Source organism: Planomicrobium sp. CPCC 101079 (assembly GCF_007859275.1).
Lineage (GTDB): Bacteria > Bacillota > Bacilli > Bacillales_A > Planococcaceae > Planococcus.
In genome coordinates, this window is record NZ_VOHC01000011.1 from 326,492 (window position 1) to 344,909 (window position 18,418).

An 18,418-nucleotide genomic window follows, 5' to 3' on the forward strand; every position below is an offset into this window, starting at 1 on the left:
ACCGAGCCTTTTCAGAAGATTTAAAGGAGGAACATGATCATGGCAAAAAGCAGTTTGCACAACAGCCGCACTTCTTTTCAGCTAAATGGCAAAACGTTCAACTACTACCGTTTAGCAGCGTTAGAAGAAGCAGGAATCGCGAAAGTATCACGCCTTCCTTATTCCATTAAAATTCTTTTGGAATCTGTACTTCGCCAGCATGACGGCTATGTTATCAAAGACGAGCACGTTGAAGACCTAGCGAAATGGGGAGAGCACGCGAACGAGGAAGCGGAAGTTCCGTTCAAACCTTCACGCGTTATCCTTCAAGATTTCACAGGAGTTCCAGTAGTAGTTGATTTGGCTGCACTTCGTTCAGCAATGGCTGAAATGGGTGGAGATCCAAACAAAATCAATCCAGATGTTCCAGTAGACTTGGTCGTTGACCACTCTGTACAAGTAGACAGCTACGGAACAAACGAAGCACTTAAAATCAATACGAAACTTGAATTTGAACGGAATGCAGAGCGTTACCAGTTCTTGAACTGGGCTCAAAAAGCATACGACAACTACCGTGCGGTTCCGCCTGAAACCGGAATTGTCCACCAAGTTAACCTTGAGTACTTGGCAAGCGTTGTCCATGCGATCCAAAACGAAGACGGAACATTCGAAGCGTATCCAGATACACTAGTCGGAACTGACTCGCATACAACAATGATCAACGGCCTTGGTGTACTTGGCTGGGGCGTTGGCGGTATCGAAGCGGAAGCTGGTATGCTTGGACAGCCTTCATTCTTCCCAATTCCGGAAGTAGTCGGCGTTAAATTGACGAACGCATTACCAAACGGCGCGACTGCGACGGATTTGGCTCTTAAAGTTACACAAGTGCTTCGCCAAAAAGGCGTAGTCGGCAAATTCGTCGAATTCTACGGAGCTGGCGTTACAACTTTGCCGCTTGCTGACCGTTCGACAATTGCCAACATGGCTCCTGAATACGGCGCTACTTGCGGTTTCTTCCCGGTTGACGAAGAAGCGTTGGATTACCTGCGCTTGACTGGCCGCGAAGAAGACCACATCGAAATCGTGAAAGCTTATTTAATTGCGAACGATATGTTCTTCGATGCAGAAAAAGATCCAGTTTACACGGACACAGTTGAAATTGACCTTTCAACAATTGAGCCGAACCTATCAGGTCCGAAGCGTCCGCAAGATTTGATTCCGTTGTCACAAATGAAGACAGAATTCAACAAAGCGGTCACTGCACCTGAAGGCCCTCACGGTTTCGCTTTGAGCGAAGACGAAATCAACAAAACTGCTACTGTTAACTTCAAAGACGGCTCTACTGCCGTTATGAAAACAGGCGCAATCGGTATTGCGGCAATCACTTCTTGTACCAATACATCAAACCCATACGTAATGCTTGGCGCTGGTTTAGTTGCGAAAAAAGCGGCTGAAAAAGGCTTAATGCCGCCTGCTTACGTGAAAACTTCATTGGCTCCAGGTTCAAAAGTCGTTACAGGCTATTTGAAACAAGCTGGCTTGCTTGAATACCTTGAGCAAATCCGTTTCAACCTGGTTGGTTACGGCTGTACAACATGTATCGGAAACTCAGGCCCGATGCTTCCTGAAATTGAAGATGCGATTTTGGACAACGACTTGTTGGTGACTTCTGTCCTTTCCGGTAACCGTAACTTTGAAGGCCGTATCCACCCGCTAGTGAAAGCAAACTACTTGGCTTCACCGCCGCTTGTTGTTGCTTACGCACTTGCCGGAACAGTCGATATCGATCTTCAAAACGATCCAATCGGACAAGACAAAGAAGGCAATAACGTTTACTTGAGCGATATTTGGCCGACAACTGAAGAAGTGAACGAAGTGGTGAAAAGCACGGTTACACCTGAATTGTTCCGCAAAGAATACGCGCGTGTGTTTGACGAAAACCAAACATGGAATGCGATCGAAACAAATGACGATTCACTTTACGCATTTGATGACGAATCGACTTACATCCAAAACCCGCCGTTCTTCCAAGGGCTTTCAGCAGAACCGAAAGCGATCCAGCCGCTTGAAGGATTGCGCGTAGTTGCGAAATTCGCTGATTCCATCACGACTGACCACATTTCACCGGCAGGCGCAATCGGCAAAGATACACCTGCAGGGAAATACCTTCGTGAAAAAGGCGTAGAGCCTCGCAACTTCAACTCTTACGGATCGCGCCGTGGTAACCACGAAGTCATGATGCGCGGAACGTTCGCGAATATCCGTATCCGTAACCAAGTCGCACCAGGTACAACTGGCGGTTACACAACTTACTGGCCGACTGGCGAAACAATGGCAATCTACGACGCAGCGATGCGTTACCAAGACCGTGGCACTGGCCTAGTTGTTTTAGCCGGCAAAGATTACGGCATGGGCTCTTCACGTGACTGGGCTGCCAAAGGTACTTTCCTTCTTGGCATCAAGACAGTTATCGCGGAAAGCTATGAGCGTATTCACCGTTCAAACCTTGTGATGATGGGTGTTCTTCCGTTGCAATTCATCAACGGAGAAAACGCTGAATCACTTGGGCTTACAGGACGCGAAACCATTTCCGTTAACTTGACGGATGACGTGAAACCACGCGACATCCTGACAGTGACAGCAACTGCTGAAGACGGAAAAGTAACTGAATTCCAAGCACTTGCACGTTTTGACTCCGAAGTGGAAGTCGACTACTACCGCCACGGTGGTATCCTTCAAATGGTACTACGCAGAAAATTAGTGGAAGCGTAAGATAAATAATGATGAAAAGGCTATTGAGAAATTCTCAATAGCCTTTTTTTTATTTCGCTCCAGGCGGACACTTTCGGGCCCACAGGATGTGGGTCATGCAGCTGTTGCGACAGGACGTCGCGATAACAGCAGCCAGGGCGTGGCCTGAGCCTCCTCAGTCGCTGCGCTCCTTGTGGGGTCTCAGGAAGCGATTTGCGCTTGCGCGAATCGTTTGCGACGAAGCTAGCGCAGCGATACAGCGCTTTTTCATGTCTCGAAGCTAGCGGAGCGGTGCAGAGACAGGAGCACCTGTTTTAAGTTAGTTCGGCGCAAGCCCGCGGAAAGCGGAGCTGTTTTGCGAAATAGCATTAAGAAAACTTTCTATATAGAACAATCTAAATAAAAGGCTGCCATTGTACAGCCTTTTATTTTTTATTAATCGGGCAATGTTTTGTATACTTACATAGAGGTGAAAGAAGAAATGTATATTAGTGAAAAAGAAGTTGAAATCCGCTATGCGGAAACAGATCAGATGGGGGTTGTCTACCACGCCAATTATGTAATTTGGCTGGAACTTGGACGCACCAAGTTAATCGAAGATGTCGGTTTTACGTATGCAGAAATGGAAAACCAAGGCTATTTGTCTCCGGTTACCGACATTTCCGTTCAATACAAAGCGCCGCTTCGCTACGGCCAAAAAGCCATCGTTCGGACTTGGGTGGAAGACCATGGCCGGCTGCGGACCACATATGGCTACGAAATACTGCATGAAGATGGCACAGTTTCGGCGACAGCGACGTCCGAACACGTAGTAGTCAAGAAAGATTCGTTCCGTCCGGTGTCGCTCAGCAAAGTTTATCCGGAATGGCATGCAAAATATGAAGAAATCAAGAAGGATTCCCATGGCGTTCGGAGTTAAACGCGATGAAGTGCAGCGCTGGAAACAGTCGGTGGAAGCCGGGGAGATTGCCTTTTTGACGCATTATTGGGTTGATGAGCGGTTCCCGGGCTGCAACACCGTCACAAAAGTCGGCTGCAGTGATTTGGAGAAGCTCGGTGCGTGGGGGCGGCAATACGGCTTGCGTCCGGAATGGATGGATTTGCGGGGGGATTATCCGCATTTTGATTTGTTCGGGGATCGGCAAAGCCAAATCTTGGCCGCTGAAGGCATAACGGAACAACTGAAAAAATTCAATATAAAAAAAGCGTGAGGAAACTCACGCTTTTTCATATGCATACGCCAATTCATTCAGTTTATCGTCCACGGTTACATGCAGATTGTGGCCATCGAAATACCAGATATCGCTTTTCTCGATGAAAAACGTGATGTCGTCATGGGAAGTTTCGACTGCCGATTCATGCGGCTGGTCTTTTGTCACACCAAGTGAAAATCCTGGCTGCAATTTGCTCGCGCCGCCATAGCGGACGAAAAATCGGACCTGTTCGCCAGCCGTTGCTTCCATTTCCTCTTTGAACCACTGCATTGCATCTTCGCTTATAATAATCTCCACTCGCTGCACACCCTTCCGATCTGTTGGTTACCACTTCACTTTTGGTTCTGTGCCGTTCCGTATTCGGGAAATATTTGCCCGATGGCGGAAAATAATAAATGACGCCAAAATGATGATGACGATCATAAACGGATAATCTCCGGTGTTAATTGCGTAAATGGTGGTGTAAATGATGAATACAATTGCTAAGATAATAGAAGAAAGTGACACCATTTTGGTGATTTTCAATGCGATCAGCAGCACCACAACCGCCACTAAAAACAGCGGCCATTGGTAGCCAAGCAAAATGCCTCCGGATGTCGCCACAGCTTTTCCGCCTTTGAATTTTGCGAACACAGGGAAAATGTGTCCGATAACCGCAATCAATCCAAGAATTAACGGATGGACCGGCGTATCCATTGCCATGGGCAAGAGGGTAGCGGCCGTCCCTTTTAAGATATCCAATACCGTAACGACAATGCCGGCTTTTGCGCCGAGTGTCCGGAATGTATTGGTGGCGCCTAAATTTCCGCTTCCTTTCGTCCGGATGTCCGTTTTGTAAAAAATTTTCCCAATCCACAAAGCAGATGGAATTGAGCCAAGCAAATAAGCTATAATTACGGGAAGCAGTATATCCATATTGAACTCCTTTGAAACTTTGATATTTATGTTTCAAGTTTACCATGAAGGGCAATCGTTAAACAATAGAAGCAATTTCTTTCGGCACAAACACGAAAACTTCAAATATGATAGAATGAAAAGGATAGGTGATTGCAATGAACAATCCAAGCCGCGAAAAAATCAAACAAGTGTTAGATGAAGCGAAGACGATCGCTGTGATCGGCCTTAGCCCAAATCCGGACCGGACATCGCATATGGTATCGGAAGCGATGCAAAAAGCCGGCTACCGGATCATTCCGGTCAATCCGCAAGCGGAAAGCATACTCGGTGAAAAGAGCTACGCATCGCTGGCTGAAATTCCGCATCCAGTGGATATCGTCAATGTCTTCAGACGCAGTGAGTTCTTAAAAGGCATCGCCGAAGAATTTAAAAAAATCGAGTGTCCGGTGTTTTGGACACAATTGAACGTAGTGGACGAAGAAGTTTTCAACGAGTTGGCCGATGCAGGCTATACAGTCATTATGGACCGCTGCATCAAAGTGGAACACGCCATCTTGAAATAATAAGGCATTTCTTAGAACAAGGGCGCCTAGCGCTCTTTTTCTATGATTATTGACAGATGGGCGCGTTATGGCATACGATTATAAGAGAACAAATACGAACAAATGTTTGTTGGAGGGAAATTGATGGCTAAAATTCAAAATACGGCATACAACGAAGAAGCGATCCAGGTACTCGAGGGCTTAGATGCCGTGAGAAAGCGTCCGGGAATGTATATCGGCTCGACCGATACCCGTGGGCTCCACCACTTGGTCTATGAGATTGTCGACAATTCCGTCGATGAAGCATTGGCCGGATATGGCGACAAAATCAGCGTGACCATCCATGAAGACAACAGCATCAGCGTGCGCGACTATGGGCGCGGGATGCCAACCGGGATGCACCGCAGCGGAAAACCGACGCCGGAAGTCATTTTGACAGTGCTTCACGCGGGCGGAAAATTCGGCCAAGGCGGCTATAAGACAAGCGGTGGCTTGCACGGTGTAGGGGCGTCGGTCGTGAACGCGCTCTCAAGCTTTTTGGAAGTGACGATCCACCGCGACGGCCGGAAATACCGCCAGCGTTTTGAAAACGGAGGCAAAGCGGTCACTACGCTTGAAGAAATCGGGGCGACAAAAGAATCCGGCACATTGATCCATTTCTTGCCTGATAATACGATTTTCTCGGCAACCAAATACAATTACGACACACTCAGCGAACGGCTCCGCGAATCGGCGTTCCTGTTAAAAGGCCTGAAAATCGAACTGGCTGACAAACGCACGGGCCAGCAAGACCTGTTTTTCTATGAAACCGGCATCGAAGCGTTTGTCACTTATCTGAATGAAGAAAAAGACGTGCTGCATCCGGTCGCATATATTGAAGGCAAGCAAGAAGAGCTGGAAGTGGAGTTTTCGTTCCAGTTTAACGACGGCTATTCCGAAACGATCTTGTCGTTCGTCAACAACGTCCGGACACGAGATGGCGGTACGCACGAAACCGGCGCCAAAGCGGCTATGACCCGTGTGTTCAACGACTATGCACGGAAGATCAATCTATTGAAAGACAAAGACAAAAACCTTGAAGGCTCCGATATCCGTGAAGGATTGGCGGCCATCGTTTCGGTCCGTATTCCGGAAGCGCTTCTGCAATTTGAAGGGCAGACGAAAAGCAAGCTCGGAACAAGCGAAGCACGGAGCATCGTGGATGCGGTTGTATCACAGAAACTGATGTATTTCCTGGAAGAAAATGCGGAACTGAGCGCCTCGCTTGTGCGCAAGGCGATACGCGCTTCACAGGCCCGCCTCGCCGCGCGAAAAGCGCGGGAAGATGCGCGGAACGGCAAAAAACGCAAAAAATCGGATGTGTTATTGTCCGGAAAATTGACGCCTGCACAGTCCCGCAATGCGGCAAAGAACGAATTGTACCTAGTGGAGGGCGACTCGGCCGGCGGCTCGGCAAAACAAGGGCGCGACCGTACCTTCCAGGCGATTTTGCCGCTGCGCGGTAAAGTTGTCAACACGGAAAAAGCGAAATTGGAAGAGATCATGAAGAACGAAGAAATTTCGACCATCATCCATGCCATTGGCGGAGGGGTGTCGCCAGAATTTTCGATTGACGACATCGCTTACAACAAAGTCATCATCATGACCGATGCGGATACGGACGGGGCGCACATCCAGGTACTGCTTTTGACGTTCTTCTACCGTTATATGAAACCGCTGATTGAAGCAGGGAAAATTTTCATCGCCCTTCCACCGCTGTATAAAGTTTCCCGCGGTGCGGGCAAAAAAGAAGTGATCGAGTATGCATGGACAGAAGCGGACCTTGAAGCGGCGACGAAAAAAGTCGGCAAAGGGTATATGCTCCAGCGCTACAAGGGACTTGGTGAAATGAACGCCGACCAATTATGGGAAACGACCATGAATCCCGACACACGGACATTGATCCGCGTGACGATAGAAGACGGGGCGCGTGCAGAGCGCCGCATTACAACGCTTATGGGCGATAAAGTGGAACCAAGACGGAAGTGGATCGAAAAGAATGTGGACTTCGGCTTGGAAGAAGACGACAATATTCTCGAAAATGAATTGTTGCACGCTGAGGAGGAACTTGTATGACACCAACCGAACGTTTTCAAGATTTAGCATTAGAGGAAGTCATCGGCGATCGGTTCGGGCGCTACAGTAAATATATTATTCAAGACCGTGCGCTGCCGGATGCCCGCGATGGCTTAAAGCCGGTTCAGCGCCGGATTCTATATGCCATGTACCGCGAAGGCAATACAAACGACAAAGCTTTCCGGAAATCGGCGAAAACCGTCGGGAACGTTATCGGTAATTACCACCCGCACGGGGACAGTTCCGTTTATGAAGCCATGGTCCGCTTAAGCCAGGATTGGAAAATCCGGCATATGCTCGTTGAAATGCATGGCAACAACGGTTCGATGGACGGCGATTCGCCTGCTGCGATGCGTTATACGGAAGCTAGGCTGTCGGCGATTTCATCTGAATTGCTGCGTGATATCGATAAGCGCACAGTGGAATTTATTCCGAACTTTGATGATTCCGACATGGAACCGACCGTTCTGCCGGCGCATTTTCCGAACTTGCTCGTGAACGGGTCAACTGGGATTTCTGCAGGGTATGCGACGGATATTCCGCCGCATGCGCTGCATGAAGTGCTGGATGCGGTTTTGATGCGCATCGACAATCCGCAAGCGACCGTTGAAGAACTGATGACTGTCATCCAAGGCCCGGATTTCCCGACCGGTGGCATTATCCAAGGTGTCGATGGCATCAAAAAAGCTTACGAAACGGGCAAAGGGAAAATCATCGTCCGTTCAAAAGCTGTAATTGAACCGCTCAAAGGCGGCAAAGAACAAATCGTCATCACGGAAGTTCCATTTGAAGTCAACAAAGCGAGCATGATCAAAAAAATGGACGATCTCCGTTTTGACCGCAAGCTTGAAGGAATTTCAGAAGTTCGCGATGAATCCGACCGCACCGGACTCCGAATCGTCATCGAGTTAAAAAAAGATGTCCAAGCGAACGGTATCTTGAACTATCTTTATAAAAATACCGATCTTCAAGTCAGCTACAACTTCAATATGGTGGCCATCTATAAACGCCGTCCGACGATGATGACGCTGCCGACGCTGCTTGATGCATATATCGGCCACCAAAAAGAAATCATTACAAAGCGGGCAGAATACGATTTGCAAAAAGCGAACGACCGCATGCATATTGTGGAAGGTTTGATCAAAGCGTTGTCGATCCTTGATGAAGTGATCCGGACAATCCGCGCTTCAAAAGACAAGCGCGACGCTAAAAACAATTTGATATCATCGTTCGATTTTTCGGAAGCGCAGGCGGAAGCAATCGTTTCCTTGCAGCTTTACCGGTTGACCAATACAGACATCACCGATCTTCGGAAAGAAGAAAATGATCTGAGAAAGCTCATCGATGAGTTGACTGGGATTTTGACAAGTGCAACGAAACTGAAAAACGTCATCAAAAAAGAACTCGCGGGCATTCGCAAGAAATTTGCAGAACCACGCCGTTCGGTAATTGAAGACAAAATCGAAGAAATCACCATCACGCGCGAAGTCATGATTCCGAGTGAAGAAGTGGTCGTATCGGTAACAAAAGAAGGGTATGTGAAGCGTACAAGCATCCGTTCACATGCTGCATCAAACGGCCAGGATTTCGCGATGAAAGAAACGGATCATCTGCTCTTTGAAGGGAACTTGAATACCCAGCACACCATCCTTATCTTTACGACGGCGGGCAACTTTGTCTATCAGCCGATCAACGAATTGCCGGATATCAAATGGAAGGACCTGGGCCAGCATTTATCGAGTATCGTACCGCTAGAGCCGAATGAATCCATCCTTGCTGTGTATCCGTTTGAAAATTTTGAAGCGGAGGCAAGCATTGTCACTGTTTCGAAATTCGGACAGGCTAAGCGATCTGCGTTGAAAGATTACCATGTCCAACGTTATTCGCGCGCCATCAAGACGATGAACTTGAAAAGCGGCGATGAAATGATATTCGCCGGTGTCATGACAAACGAAACTGAATTGTTTGTGGCAACCAGCCATGCATATGGTGTCCGGTTCCCACTTGATGAAATTCCGATTACCGGGCTTCGGACCGGAGGCGTAAAAGGCGTGAATTTAAAAGAAGGCGACGCTGTCGTTTCTGCGGCAATGCTAAACCTGGAAGAAAAGCAAGACTTGGTTCTGGTGACGCATCGTGGAGCTGCGAAGAAAATGAAGCTTCAAGAATTTGAAACAGGGAGCCGTGCAAAACGCGGCGTCATCATGTTGCGGGAAATCAAATCGAACCCGCACCGGGTAGTCGCTGTAGTCAACACGACTGGAAAAGATGAAGTGCTTCTTGTTACCGAGAAAGGCGTCCGGCTGACAGTTGCCGTCAACAACCTGAAACCGGTCGATCGATACTCCAATGGCTCGTTTGTTCTCGATGAAGGGACAGATGGAAAAGTCGTAGCTGTCTATAAAAAAGATGAACCTGGAAAAGAAATCTAATAAAGATACAGAAGCGGATCCCTATTTCGGATCCGCTTTTTTCTTTGTCTAGAAAGGGAAGGGAGGAGAGAATTCTGAACTTAACCTAGGTATGGCGCACTTCGTTAATATATAAGAAGATACTTATATAATAAATAAAATAGTTATGTTAACTAAAATAGTGAAAATAAAACTCAGTTTATTTTTGTTATATAATCATGCACTTATATCTAAAATATATTAATTATGTAATCTAAGTAACTTCAATTGGGTTCAAGTATAAAAAAGCCTTCCAAAGCGGAAGGCTTTTATTGCGCTAACTATTTAATAAAGTGGAACAGGACATTTCCAAAGGAGATGCCGGTTCGGCTCCACCAATTATGGATTTTAAATAAGGTAAACTATATCTTTTATTTCCCCGACCAGTGGCGGGGAATCGCCAAGCCTGAAGGCAGTTTTGTCTGGGAATCGCCGGTTGCCGAATTGACTTGGGCTTGGGTTAGGAAAAGAGAACCTGTAAGGTTAGCGCCGCTTAAATTGGCGTCCCTCAAGTCAGCGCCGATCAAATCGGTTTTTCTCATATCGGCACCGCTGAGGTCGGCTGCAATCAAGAAAACACCGCGCAAATTAGCTCCGTGCAAATCGGCTCCTTTTAATTTTGCGCCCATCATGTTGCTTTTGATGGTCGTCTTTTTTGTGCTTTTTCGCTGTGGAGTGAAAGAACGTGGAGTGCTTGAGCGCACCAGTTCGCTTGTTTTAACAAACAAGCGGTTGACGATGAAGCGGTGAGCTGGAATGTCAATGGCCATAACCGCATGCGGCTCGAGCAAGGTGAGGCGCTCCGTTTCAACGAGCGCTTCCTGCAGTTCATTGTGGAGAGGCTTTGCATCTTCCAACCTTAGCGCTTCAGCCAAATAATATAGCATTTCGTGCAGCTGCTGCATGATCGGCAACACTTGGAACATCTCATGCGCAGATAACGGGTTATTCCGCCAATCGATGCCGTTATATGTGATTTGTGAGACCTTTTGTCCAGCGCCAAAGCACTCATAGACGGTACAGCCCCGAAATCCGTTTTCTCTAAGGTTTTCATGGATTCCGCAGAGGAAATTTTCCTGCAGGTTGTGGCAAGGTGTGCCACCAGCTTTGGTGAATGCGAAATCTGCGGATTTGGCGAAAGGCAACGCCACGCAGCACAAGCCTAAACAATTCATGCAGTCAGCTTGATAAGGGTTTGGTTCAATCTCACTGTTATTTGCAGAAAAAGGCAAGTTACACATCTCCTTAGGTATAGGTTTTGCTGGAATGAGCGGGAAGGCGGATGCTTTTGAACTTAAAGAACGGCTGAAGGACAGGAACGACAGATGCCCGCATGCTGATGTCCCGAAGGAGCAGTTGGAACTTGGTATCTGGAAAAAAGAAGCTGGCAACTTTCCTGGCTGACTTTTGCACCTCGGTAATTTGGGGTTTTAGGCTATTTTCGTAAACTGTTAAAGCAGTCATAGCATCATTTTCCGTTAGACACTGTGCCAACGTATAAGACCCGGCCATCGCTAACGAAGCGCCTTGGCCGGCCAAAAGGGAGACACAGTGGCAAGCATCTCCAACAAGTGCAACGCGGCCTTTTGTCCATTGGGGCATTTCCACTTGCGCCACGGCATCAAAATAAAAGTCAGCTGCGGTTCCGCTCCTTTGGAGAATGTCCGGAACTAGCCAGCCCATATCGCCAAAACGAGTTGCGAGTTCGTGAAGTGCCTCTTCCCGCGTAGGGCGGGCATTCAACTTGTTGCTTCGGAGCAGGAAAAATACCGCGATCCGGTCTCCGGTCAAGGGATAAATGCTTATTTGGCGGCCGGGTTCCGTTAAAAGGTCAAAGCTATTTTGAATATCTGCATACAAGGCTGTCCGTTCGAACGTAAACGCGGCCGTCCAAAGCTTCAAAGAGCGGATAAACCCCTCCGGTTCCCCAAAAACAAGCTTTCGGACTCTGGAGTGGATGCCATCTGCTCCCACAAGCAAGTCCCCACTCCATTCGCTGCCGTTCGAGAGTTGGGCGTAAACACTATGGTCGTCTTGCTGGAACGATTGGATTGTCGCGCGGTATAAAACAGGAACGCGTCCTTGAAGGCGCTTGAACAGCACATGTTCCAGGTCTCCGCGCATAAAGTTGAAATGGCGGCCATCCGCCAGTTTCCGGAGTTTTGGATAAGGAACGGAATACCGTGTAGAGCCGTCGCTCCGCTTGATCGACAGCCCCGAAATCGGGTAATGGATTTCTTCAAGCTCTTTGAGCAAGCCCATATGTTCCGCCGCATCGTAACCGGCGCCGAAAAAATCAATCATATAGCCTTCAGTCCGAAGGCCAGGCGCTTTTTCAACCACTTGGACAGCGTGTCCGCTCCGTTCAAGCTCACCGGCCAATGTTAACCCGGCAATGCCGGCTCCAATGATCAAGATGTCCATAGATGCACCTCCAAAAACATATTCGATTTTTTAATTCATACATCAAATCAGAAACAGGAAATTACTCAAATCCGCTGCTGAACATAGTTTTAACTGTTTCATTGGTGCTAGGAAAATCACTTTTATACTGGCAGTATACCAGCTTTTATATCAGCAAAAAAGGAGGGATTCTAGTGATCTCATAGGTTTTGCTGTTCAATGAAAGAGGCAACTGATAAAAACTGATAAAAAGACTTGCAGATATTTCGATTAAGCAGTATGCTATAAAACGTAATAATTACTATTTATATTATAAAAACTTACTCAGAAGGAGGGAATGTACATGAAAAACAAAATTCCTATAACCGTGTTAAGCGGCTATTTGGGTTCAGGAAAGACCACATTGTTGAATAATATCTTAAATAACAGGCAAGGGCTGAAAGTTGCTGTCATAGTCAATGACATGAGTGAAGTGAATATCGATTTTTCCTGGAACTTGCCCATAAAGGCCAGCTCCCTGGCGTGAGAAAAGCCAGCTGGTAGAGCAGCAGTCCACTATTTTTGGAAGAAAAGAAGCCGTGAAGAATTAGCCTTGAAAAGGTTCGAGCAAGAGAAACGGGTTCGATAGAAGGAGGCTTCCATGAAAAAATAATCAGGATGAAACATATTTCTCGTTGATGGAAAAGAATTTGGATGCCTTTAAAGAAATGTTGAAGCAATCTTCCTTTCAAGGATAGAGGCTTTAGCTTGAAAGGGACTCGTACATAAAAAGCGAAGCATTAAAAACAGCCAGCATTCCATTATTGGAGTGCTGGCTGTTTTATGTGTCTTCCCAATTATTTTTGACCGCGGAATTCCGATTCTAATAGAAATAGAACAAAACCCACGTCTTGATCAAAATTCCAATCCATAAAAGTTTCTATTATGTCCCGCCGCAAAACATTCTCTAAACCGGCCTGTTCCAAAAGAGACCGTTCAAGAGGGCGTTTAGCTAATTTTAGAACTTCAGTGTATCCTTCATCGATTAATGCTTTCTCAATGCCGACAAGTATTTCGGACCGTTTCATGACCAATGTCCGGTTGCTTAGCCAATAGCTTTCAATATATCCAGGCTTTTTTTCCGCAGTTTCATTGATTTGTTCGATTTTTTGATGGAAAAGTTTCTTGTTGAGATCTTTTGGCCATTCAAGATTTTTGGAAGCAGGCTTTTCATCCGAAATAGCGAGAAACATCCCGGTTTCTAAAGGCAGGTTCCAGTCCGCGTACAATTCCTTGAATTCCAGTTCCGTAACTTTTTGAATTTCCGCTAGTATTTGTGGTTTTAATTCATTGACCAACAGATCCCTGGTTTTCAATACCCTTTTCCATTCATTTTGCTTGAGCAGAATCTTTTCAATCGGACTGATAAATCCTCTAAAGTGAATAGCGAGGTAAGGCCGTTGGACAGTCACATAAACAGAGGTGGGCCCTTTACCAAAATGCTTTCGCAATACGGTAGAAATGTAACCGCCCAGCTCGGTTTGTATGGTTCTTTCTTTGGGCATAACGAGCAGCTCCTTCTCGGTTGGATGGCAGCCTGCCATGTACAAGAATGTTTTGATTTCAAAGTGAATTCAGGTCTGCTGCTTTTCCAATAAAAGGACCATATAACTCGAATCCTGTTGAAAGTTCCAATCTACAAACAAATCCTTCACTTGGCCTCTCAACAGAGATTCCAGATTAAACAATTGGGTGATCCGATGTTCCAGAGGCCGTTTCGCTAAACGCAGCTCTTCGATGACTCCATTTTGGATCAACTGTTTTTCAATATCCACAAGGATGCCAAAACGCTCGATCAGGAGGATTTGGTCGCTTAGCCAGTAGAACGCTGTCTGGTCCGGCTGCTTTTGGGTACGCATGCTGTTTAACAGAATAATTTCCCGGAGGATATCCTGATCCACGGCTTCTGGCCAGGGAAATTCCTCTTGTGCACGGTCCTTTTCCAGTGTGGCAATCAGCAATCCGCTCTTTTTGGAAAGGTTCCAATCCGCATACAACTCCGTTATGTTTTGGCCAATCTGTTCTTGTAGCCCCGCCATCAATTCATCTTTTAGAGAAAGGATCAGCAAATCCCGGGTTTCAAGAACTCGATTCAACTCTTGGCGTTCGACGAACAGTCTTTCAGAGGCAAGCAAAAATCCCGACAAGTGGATAAGAAGGAAGGGCGAATGAAAGGTCACTGCTATTTCGTCCGGCTTCTCGCCGAAATTCTCTTCAAAAAAATCTTCCATATAGCGGGAAATAGTACTTTGAATATTTTGCTTCTTGGACATCGGGAACACTCCTTTTACTTCTAATGTGAAACAAAGACGTTTTTATGTTTATACAAAAGAAAGGCAAATGAAGACTTGCAAAACGTTAGAAATTTTTCCGTTTAAAGGAAGCCTTTTTCTATCTTTATCATAAAGAAGTAAAAAATAACGCCAAAAAGAATGATCATTCTTTTTGGCGTTATTGCCAGCGCTAAAGTCTGGAATATTTTACCGATATTTTCATAGCAGCTTATAACCGTGATGTAAAGAAGCCGCTTGAATTGTTAAAGTGCACTTATATAAATACCATACCCTTTACTGGAATTGAAGTAAAGCAATTCACGTTTATTGTTAACTGCATTTATACCCGGAATCCACAACAATAAAAGGCTAAGTAAAAAGTTTTGCGTGGTAGGCAAAATTACACAACTAAAACAGAATAAGTAATATTTTTTTGTAAACATATTACTTAATAATAGATATATAGTCGATATCTAACTTTCCTTTAGAAAGCTATACTTTTGTTAATGGCGTACGATGTAAAACACGAAAGGTAAAGCGATGGGCCATCGAACAAGACCTATTATGCCAGCCAGTTGCCATGTTTTTGAAAACAAAAGGGAGTGGATGAAAGTGAAGAAAATTGTAGGAGTTACTTTGGCGACCTCGCTGATTTTGTCACAAGGGGTGAGTATCGCAAGTGCTGCTGATAAAGCGGCGCAACCAGTTAAAAACGCAAAAGCTGTTCAAGCGGATAAAGACAAGAACGGGATCCCGGATAGCTGGCAGAAAAAATACAATCTTGGGTACGGGAAAAATGTCGCGTCAAAAGATAAAGACAAAGACGGATTAAGCAATTTGCAGGAATATCAGCTTAATCTGAACCCGAATTCCAAAAATACCGATAAAGACAAATTGCTTGATGGAAAAGAAGACTATGATAAAGATTCGTTGACCAACCTCGAAGAAATTCAAGCGAAAATGAATCCTAAAAAAGCGGATTCGGACAAAGATGGCATCAAAGATGCAAACGAGGACAACGACCATGATGAATTATATACGAAGGAAGAGTATATTGTAGGGACAAATCCGCTGGTGGCCGATTCAGACAAGGACGGCATAGTGGACGGCGAAGAAGATAAAGACAAAGATTCGCTTGGAAATGCACTTGAATTCGCTATTGATTACAATCCGGTCAGTGCTGACAGCGACCGCGACGGAATCAAAGACAGCAAAGAAGACAAAGACCGTGATGGAATTGTTAATGCCAATGAAGTGAAAAAGCTATCTATTGCATTAAAAGACGCAGAAGGCGATAAATTTAAGCTAAAATACAAGTTGAAGAAACATAAAATGACAGTGGATATCAAAGACGGCATAGGCATTGCCGATACTCGAACAATTGTTGAACGGTTGTCATTGTCCTACGGCATTACAGCAGAAGAATTGACGTTAAAAGTAAAAGAAGTTTTCGGTGTTACGGAGTTTGAAGAGCTGGAAATTGAAGTTGAATTTATGAACGGGAAAGAACTCGAGGTAGAAGAAGAGTTTGAAATTAAAGAAGACAAAGAAGATGAAGAAGACAAAGAAAATGAAGAGTAAGTTAGCAAAATAATTTAATGGAATACTGGGGTTAAAAGAAAGCAGATGGTGTTAATTGAACCATCTGCTTTTTTGTTTGAAAAAATTCCATACCGTACCTTTCGACTTTTGGAAATCGTTTCTTTAGTAAAAGCATGATTTAAAACAACCGAGTTCATTCTATTCAACTATGCGGCTCTAATAATATAAAAAATAAAGAATAAAGAAAAGAGCTGTTCGGAAAGGTTGTAAGAAATAACCTTTCGGAACAGCTCTTTTTCCAGGTTTTTACCGTCTTTCGTTACCAAGCATAGGTGGTTGTGAAGGGTGGGTGACGTCTTCTTTGACATATTTTAAATCTTTCACTAAATCGAGAAGGCCGATTGTCAAGTTGCTCAATTGGTTGACTTGTGCAACATTTCTTCTATCCTGGCTCACGTTAGTCGCAATGCCGCTTGTAATCACACGGACCGACGAATTCAAGTCGAGGACCGAATTCTTTGTGCCTTTTGCTGCATCAATCAGTATGCTGACTCTTTCGGATTTCGCTGCCATGTCTTCTTTCAGTTCATTTGCACGATGCTGCAGACTCGTTGTCTCCAGTTGGAGGTTGGCCATACGGCCTTTTAAGTTGTCTGCAGAGCCTTTCATTTTCTTGATTGGTTCCTTAATTCCTTTTACAAAAATTACGACTCCGATAATTGCAATGATTAGCGCCACTATGAAGATTGCGAGCGCTATGTATAGCCAGATCGTCGAGCTCATTTTGCTTCCTCCTCCATTTTGATGACGTTCTGAATATGCTATACCCGTTATGCACCTGGGATTAACATACCGGATGAGGCCTGAAATTTAGAGGATTTAAAATGGAGGGCTATTCCAAAAGTGGATGGAGTCTCTGCCTGCATTTTTATCAGCTCCGTTTAGGCGACGCGAAAAACTTGTTTAGCTAGATAAGCGGGTCAGTGTAAAGTAAACGCTGCAGGTTGTGACGTGAAGAGGTTCAAAATTATAAAAACGTCCTCAGTGGAATCAATCCATTCTGAGGACGGCTATTTTTAATTGCTGAAAAAAGAAGGAGCATTATTTGAATGGCATAAAGGAGTATCCTGCTAATAATTATTCAAGTAATTTTTTGATCCTCATAGGAAGCAATCGTTTCCTTGATCTTTTCTGCTACAAGTTTCCAAGCTTTTTCAGCCTTATCATTCGGGCCTATATGTGTAAAGGCATGAGAAACGCCATCGAATAGCTCAACATGGACTTTGATCCCGGCAGCTTTTAGCTTTTTGGCATAGACTTCGCCTTCCGGTCTGAATGCGTCGTGTTCAGCAATGAGAAAAAGTGCCGGGGCTAAGCCGCTCCTAACATCAGCGAAGACAGGAGAAGCGAGCGGATTGGAAGCTTGGGCCGGGTCAGGCAGGTAGCACATGTTCAAAAAGTTCGCGACTTGAGGATACCGGGCTCGCAGCCACTTTGGTTCGGGTTTGTCAGCGTGCGGCGTGACAAAATCGAGCATCGGGCAAGACAATACTTGTAGAAGAGGCTGATCGCCCGGTTTCTCTTCAAGGTAAAGACACAAGGCTGCTGCAATATTCGCACCTGAACTTTGCCCGCCCACCATGATCTGGTCCGGGTCGATGTTCAACTCGTCAGCTCTGTTCTTCATCCATTGAAGAATCTCGTAACTTTGTTCAATCGGTTTTGGAAACGGATACTCCGGAGCTTTTGCAATGCCGATATTAAGAATTACACAACCTGTCCTATTCGCCAGGAAGCGGCAGTACGGGTCGTCCAGCTCTTTATCATTCATGATGAATGCCCCGCCGTGGAAATTGATATAAACAGGAAATTTTTCCTTTTCGGTATCCAACGGATAGTAGAAAGACAGGTAAGTTGGCTGGACGGACGTATCAACAAGAAAATCTTTTTTCGTTTTTACAGGCTGTGGAGGAATCGTAGGATTTTTTAATGACGGATCAGGCAGGAGTCGCAGCAGCTTTGCGCCAATAAGAGTTAGCATAAGGACCTCGCTTTTTACAACCATTCTATCCATATGAGCAGAAAATAGTCAATCGATTGTTTGGGTGCCCGGAAGAATTGCCGTGCAGGTGTTTAACTGAGATAATGAGGGTATTAGGAGAAATGACACAAATGACGCTGCTGTTGAAAAACGCTGTTAAACTGCGGAAAGG

15 protein-coding genes and 1 pseudogene are annotated in these 18,418 nt (G+C 45.6%); 8 read left to right on the forward strand and 8 right to left on the reverse strand.

The window, feature by feature from the left end; all coding sequences use genetic code 11:
* Window positions 1-39: 39 nt before the first annotated feature.
* The 3 genes from acnA (at window position 40) to FQV28_RS06115 (ending at window position 3,941) form a co-directional block, all read left to right on the forward strand.
* Window positions 40-2,751, forward strand: a complete 2,712-nt coding sequence (gene acnA / locus FQV28_RS06105; protein WP_146494680.1) for an aconitate hydratase AcnA — start codon at window positions 40-42, stop codon at window positions 2,749-2,751.
* Window positions 2,752-3,211: 460 nt separating this feature from the next.
* Complete coding sequence (locus FQV28_RS06110) at window positions 3,212-3,649, forward strand: acyl-CoA thioesterase (RefSeq protein WP_146494681.1); 438 nt, start codon at window positions 3,212-3,214, stop codon at window positions 3,647-3,649.
* Window positions 3,633-3,941, forward strand: coding sequence for a hypothetical protein (locus FQV28_RS06115; RefSeq protein WP_146494682.1), 309 nt, complete (start codon window positions 3,633-3,635; stop codon window positions 3,939-3,941). Before FQV28_RS06110 ends, FQV28_RS06115 begins: the two co-directional genes overlap by 17 nt.
* 6 nt (window positions 3,942-3,947) lie before the next feature.
* Here the strand turns inward: FQV28_RS06115 and FQV28_RS06120 are convergent, their stop codons facing one another.
* Both FQV28_RS06120 and plsY read right to left on the reverse strand, forming a co-directional pair.
* Window positions 3,948-4,241: a HesB/YadR/YfhF family protein gene (locus FQV28_RS06120; protein ID WP_146494683.1), complete on the reverse strand. Its 294-nt coding sequence runs from the start codon at window positions 4,239-4,241 to the stop codon at window positions 3,948-3,950.
* Between the two features lie 27 nt (window positions 4,242-4,268).
* Window positions 4,269-4,859: a glycerol-3-phosphate 1-O-acyltransferase PlsY gene (plsY, locus tag FQV28_RS06125; RefSeq protein WP_146494684.1), complete on the reverse strand. Its 591-nt coding sequence runs from the start codon at window positions 4,857-4,859 to the stop codon at window positions 4,269-4,271.
* 131 nt (window positions 4,860-4,990) lie between these two features.
* Between plsY and FQV28_RS06130 the strand changes: the two genes are divergently transcribed.
* From FQV28_RS06130 to parC, 3 genes are all read left to right on the forward strand, one after another.
* Complete coding sequence (locus FQV28_RS06130) at window positions 4,991-5,404, forward strand: CoA-binding protein (protein ID WP_186763805.1); 414 nt, start codon at window positions 4,991-4,993, stop codon at window positions 5,402-5,404.
* Window positions 5,405-5,527: 123 nt separating this feature from the next.
* Window positions 5,528-7,498 (forward strand): DNA topoisomerase IV subunit B, encoded by a 1,971-nt coding sequence (parE, locus tag FQV28_RS06135; RefSeq protein WP_146494686.1) that lies wholly within the window; start codon window positions 5,528-5,530, stop codon window positions 7,496-7,498.
* Complete coding sequence (gene parC / locus FQV28_RS06140; protein ID WP_146494687.1) at window positions 7,495-9,930, forward strand: DNA topoisomerase IV subunit A; 2,436 nt, start codon at window positions 7,495-7,497, stop codon at window positions 9,928-9,930. Before parE ends, parC begins: the two co-directional genes overlap by 4 nt.
* 389 nt (window positions 9,931-10,319) lie before the next feature.
* Here the strand turns inward: parC and FQV28_RS06145 are convergent, their stop codons facing one another.
* On the reverse strand, window positions 10,320-11,189 hold the full coding sequence (locus FQV28_RS06145) for a pentapeptide repeat-containing protein (protein ID WP_146494688.1): 870 nt from the start codon (window positions 11,187-11,189) through the stop codon (window positions 10,320-10,322).
* A 4-nt stretch (window positions 11,190-11,193) separates the two neighbouring features.
* Window positions 11,194-12,372 carry an FAD-dependent monooxygenase gene (locus FQV28_RS06150; protein WP_146494689.1) on the reverse strand — a complete coding sequence of 393 codons (1,179 nt, stop codon included), beginning with the start codon at window positions 12,370-12,372 and terminating at the stop codon, window positions 11,194-11,196.
* Between the two features lie 322 nt (window positions 12,373-12,694).
* Here FQV28_RS06150 and FQV28_RS06155 point away from each other — a divergent pair.
* Window positions 12,695-12,835 (forward strand): annotated as a pseudogene (locus tag FQV28_RS06155) (GTP-binding protein); the annotation flags it as partial.
* Between the two features lie 352 nt (window positions 12,836-13,187).
* Here the strand turns inward: FQV28_RS06155 and FQV28_RS06165 are convergent.
* On the reverse strand, window positions 13,188-13,895 hold the full coding sequence (locus FQV28_RS06165; protein ID WP_146494690.1) for a Na-translocating system protein MpsC family protein: 708 nt from the start codon (window positions 13,893-13,895) through the stop codon (window positions 13,188-13,190).
* A 69-nt stretch (window positions 13,896-13,964) separates the two neighbouring features.
* Window positions 13,965-14,663, reverse strand: coding sequence for a Na-translocating system protein MpsC family protein (locus FQV28_RS06170; RefSeq protein ID WP_146494691.1), 699 nt, complete (start codon window positions 14,661-14,663; stop codon window positions 13,965-13,967).
* Window positions 14,664-15,275: 612 nt separating this feature from the next.
* Between FQV28_RS06170 and FQV28_RS06175 the strand changes: the two genes are divergently transcribed.
* Entirely contained in the window at window positions 15,276-16,244 is a 969-nt protein-coding gene (locus FQV28_RS06175) for a hypothetical protein (RefSeq protein WP_146494692.1), read from the forward strand.
* Between the two features lie 267 nt (window positions 16,245-16,511).
* On the opposite strand, the gene FQV28_RS06180 is transcribed toward FQV28_RS06175, so the two are convergent.
* Both FQV28_RS06180 and FQV28_RS06185 read right to left on the reverse strand, forming a co-directional pair.
* Entirely contained in the window at window positions 16,512-16,988 is a 477-nt protein-coding gene (locus FQV28_RS06180) for a DUF948 domain-containing protein (protein ID WP_146494693.1), read from the reverse strand.
* Window positions 16,989-17,346: 358 nt separating this feature from the next.
* On the reverse strand, window positions 17,347-18,246 hold the full coding sequence (locus tag FQV28_RS06185; protein ID WP_146494694.1) for an alpha/beta hydrolase: 900 nt from the start codon (window positions 18,244-18,246) through the stop codon (window positions 17,347-17,349).
* Window positions 18,247-18,418: the final 172 nt, after the last annotated feature.

Coding starts and splice junctions, on each gene's coding strand:
- parE (WP_146494686.1), top strand. CDS start 5,528: ATGGCTAAAATTCAAAATACGGCATACAACGAAGAAGCGATCCAGGTA.
- FQV28_RS06150 (WP_146494689.1), bottom strand. CDS start 12,372: ATGGACATCTTGATCATTGGAGCCGGCATTGCCGGGTTAACATTGGCC.
- FQV28_RS06180 (WP_146494693.1), bottom strand. CDS start 16,988: ATGAGCTCGACGATCTGGCTATACATAGCGCTCGCAATCTTCATAGTG.
- parC (WP_146494687.1), top strand. CDS start 7,495: ATGACACCAACCGAACGTTTTCAAGATTTAGCATTAGAGGAAGTCATC.
- acnA (WP_146494680.1), top strand. CDS start 40: ATGGCAAAAAGCAGTTTGCACAACAGCCGCACTTCTTTTCAGCTAAAT.
- FQV28_RS06165 (WP_146494690.1), bottom strand. CDS start 13,895: ATGCCCAAAGAAAGAACCATACAAACCGAGCTGGGCGGTTACATTTCT.
- FQV28_RS06115 (WP_146494682.1), top strand. CDS start 3,633: ATGGCGTTCGGAGTTAAACGCGATGAAGTGCAGCGCTGGAAACAGTCG.
- FQV28_RS06110 (WP_146494681.1), top strand. CDS start 3,212: ATGTATATTAGTGAAAAAGAAGTTGAAATCCGCTATGCGGAAACAGAT.
- FQV28_RS06170 (WP_146494691.1), bottom strand. CDS start 14,663: ATGTCCAAGAAGCAAAATATTCAAAGTACTATTTCCCGCTATATGGAA.
- FQV28_RS06185 (WP_146494694.1), bottom strand. CDS start 18,246: ATGCTAACTCTTATTGGCGCAAAGCTGCTGCGACTCCTGCCTGATCCG.
- FQV28_RS06145 (WP_146494688.1), bottom strand. CDS start 11,189: ATGTGTAACTTGCCTTTTTCTGCAAATAACAGTGAGATTGAACCAAAC.
- plsY (WP_146494684.1), bottom strand. CDS start 4,859: ATGGATATACTGCTTCCCGTAATTATAGCTTATTTGCTTGGCTCAATT.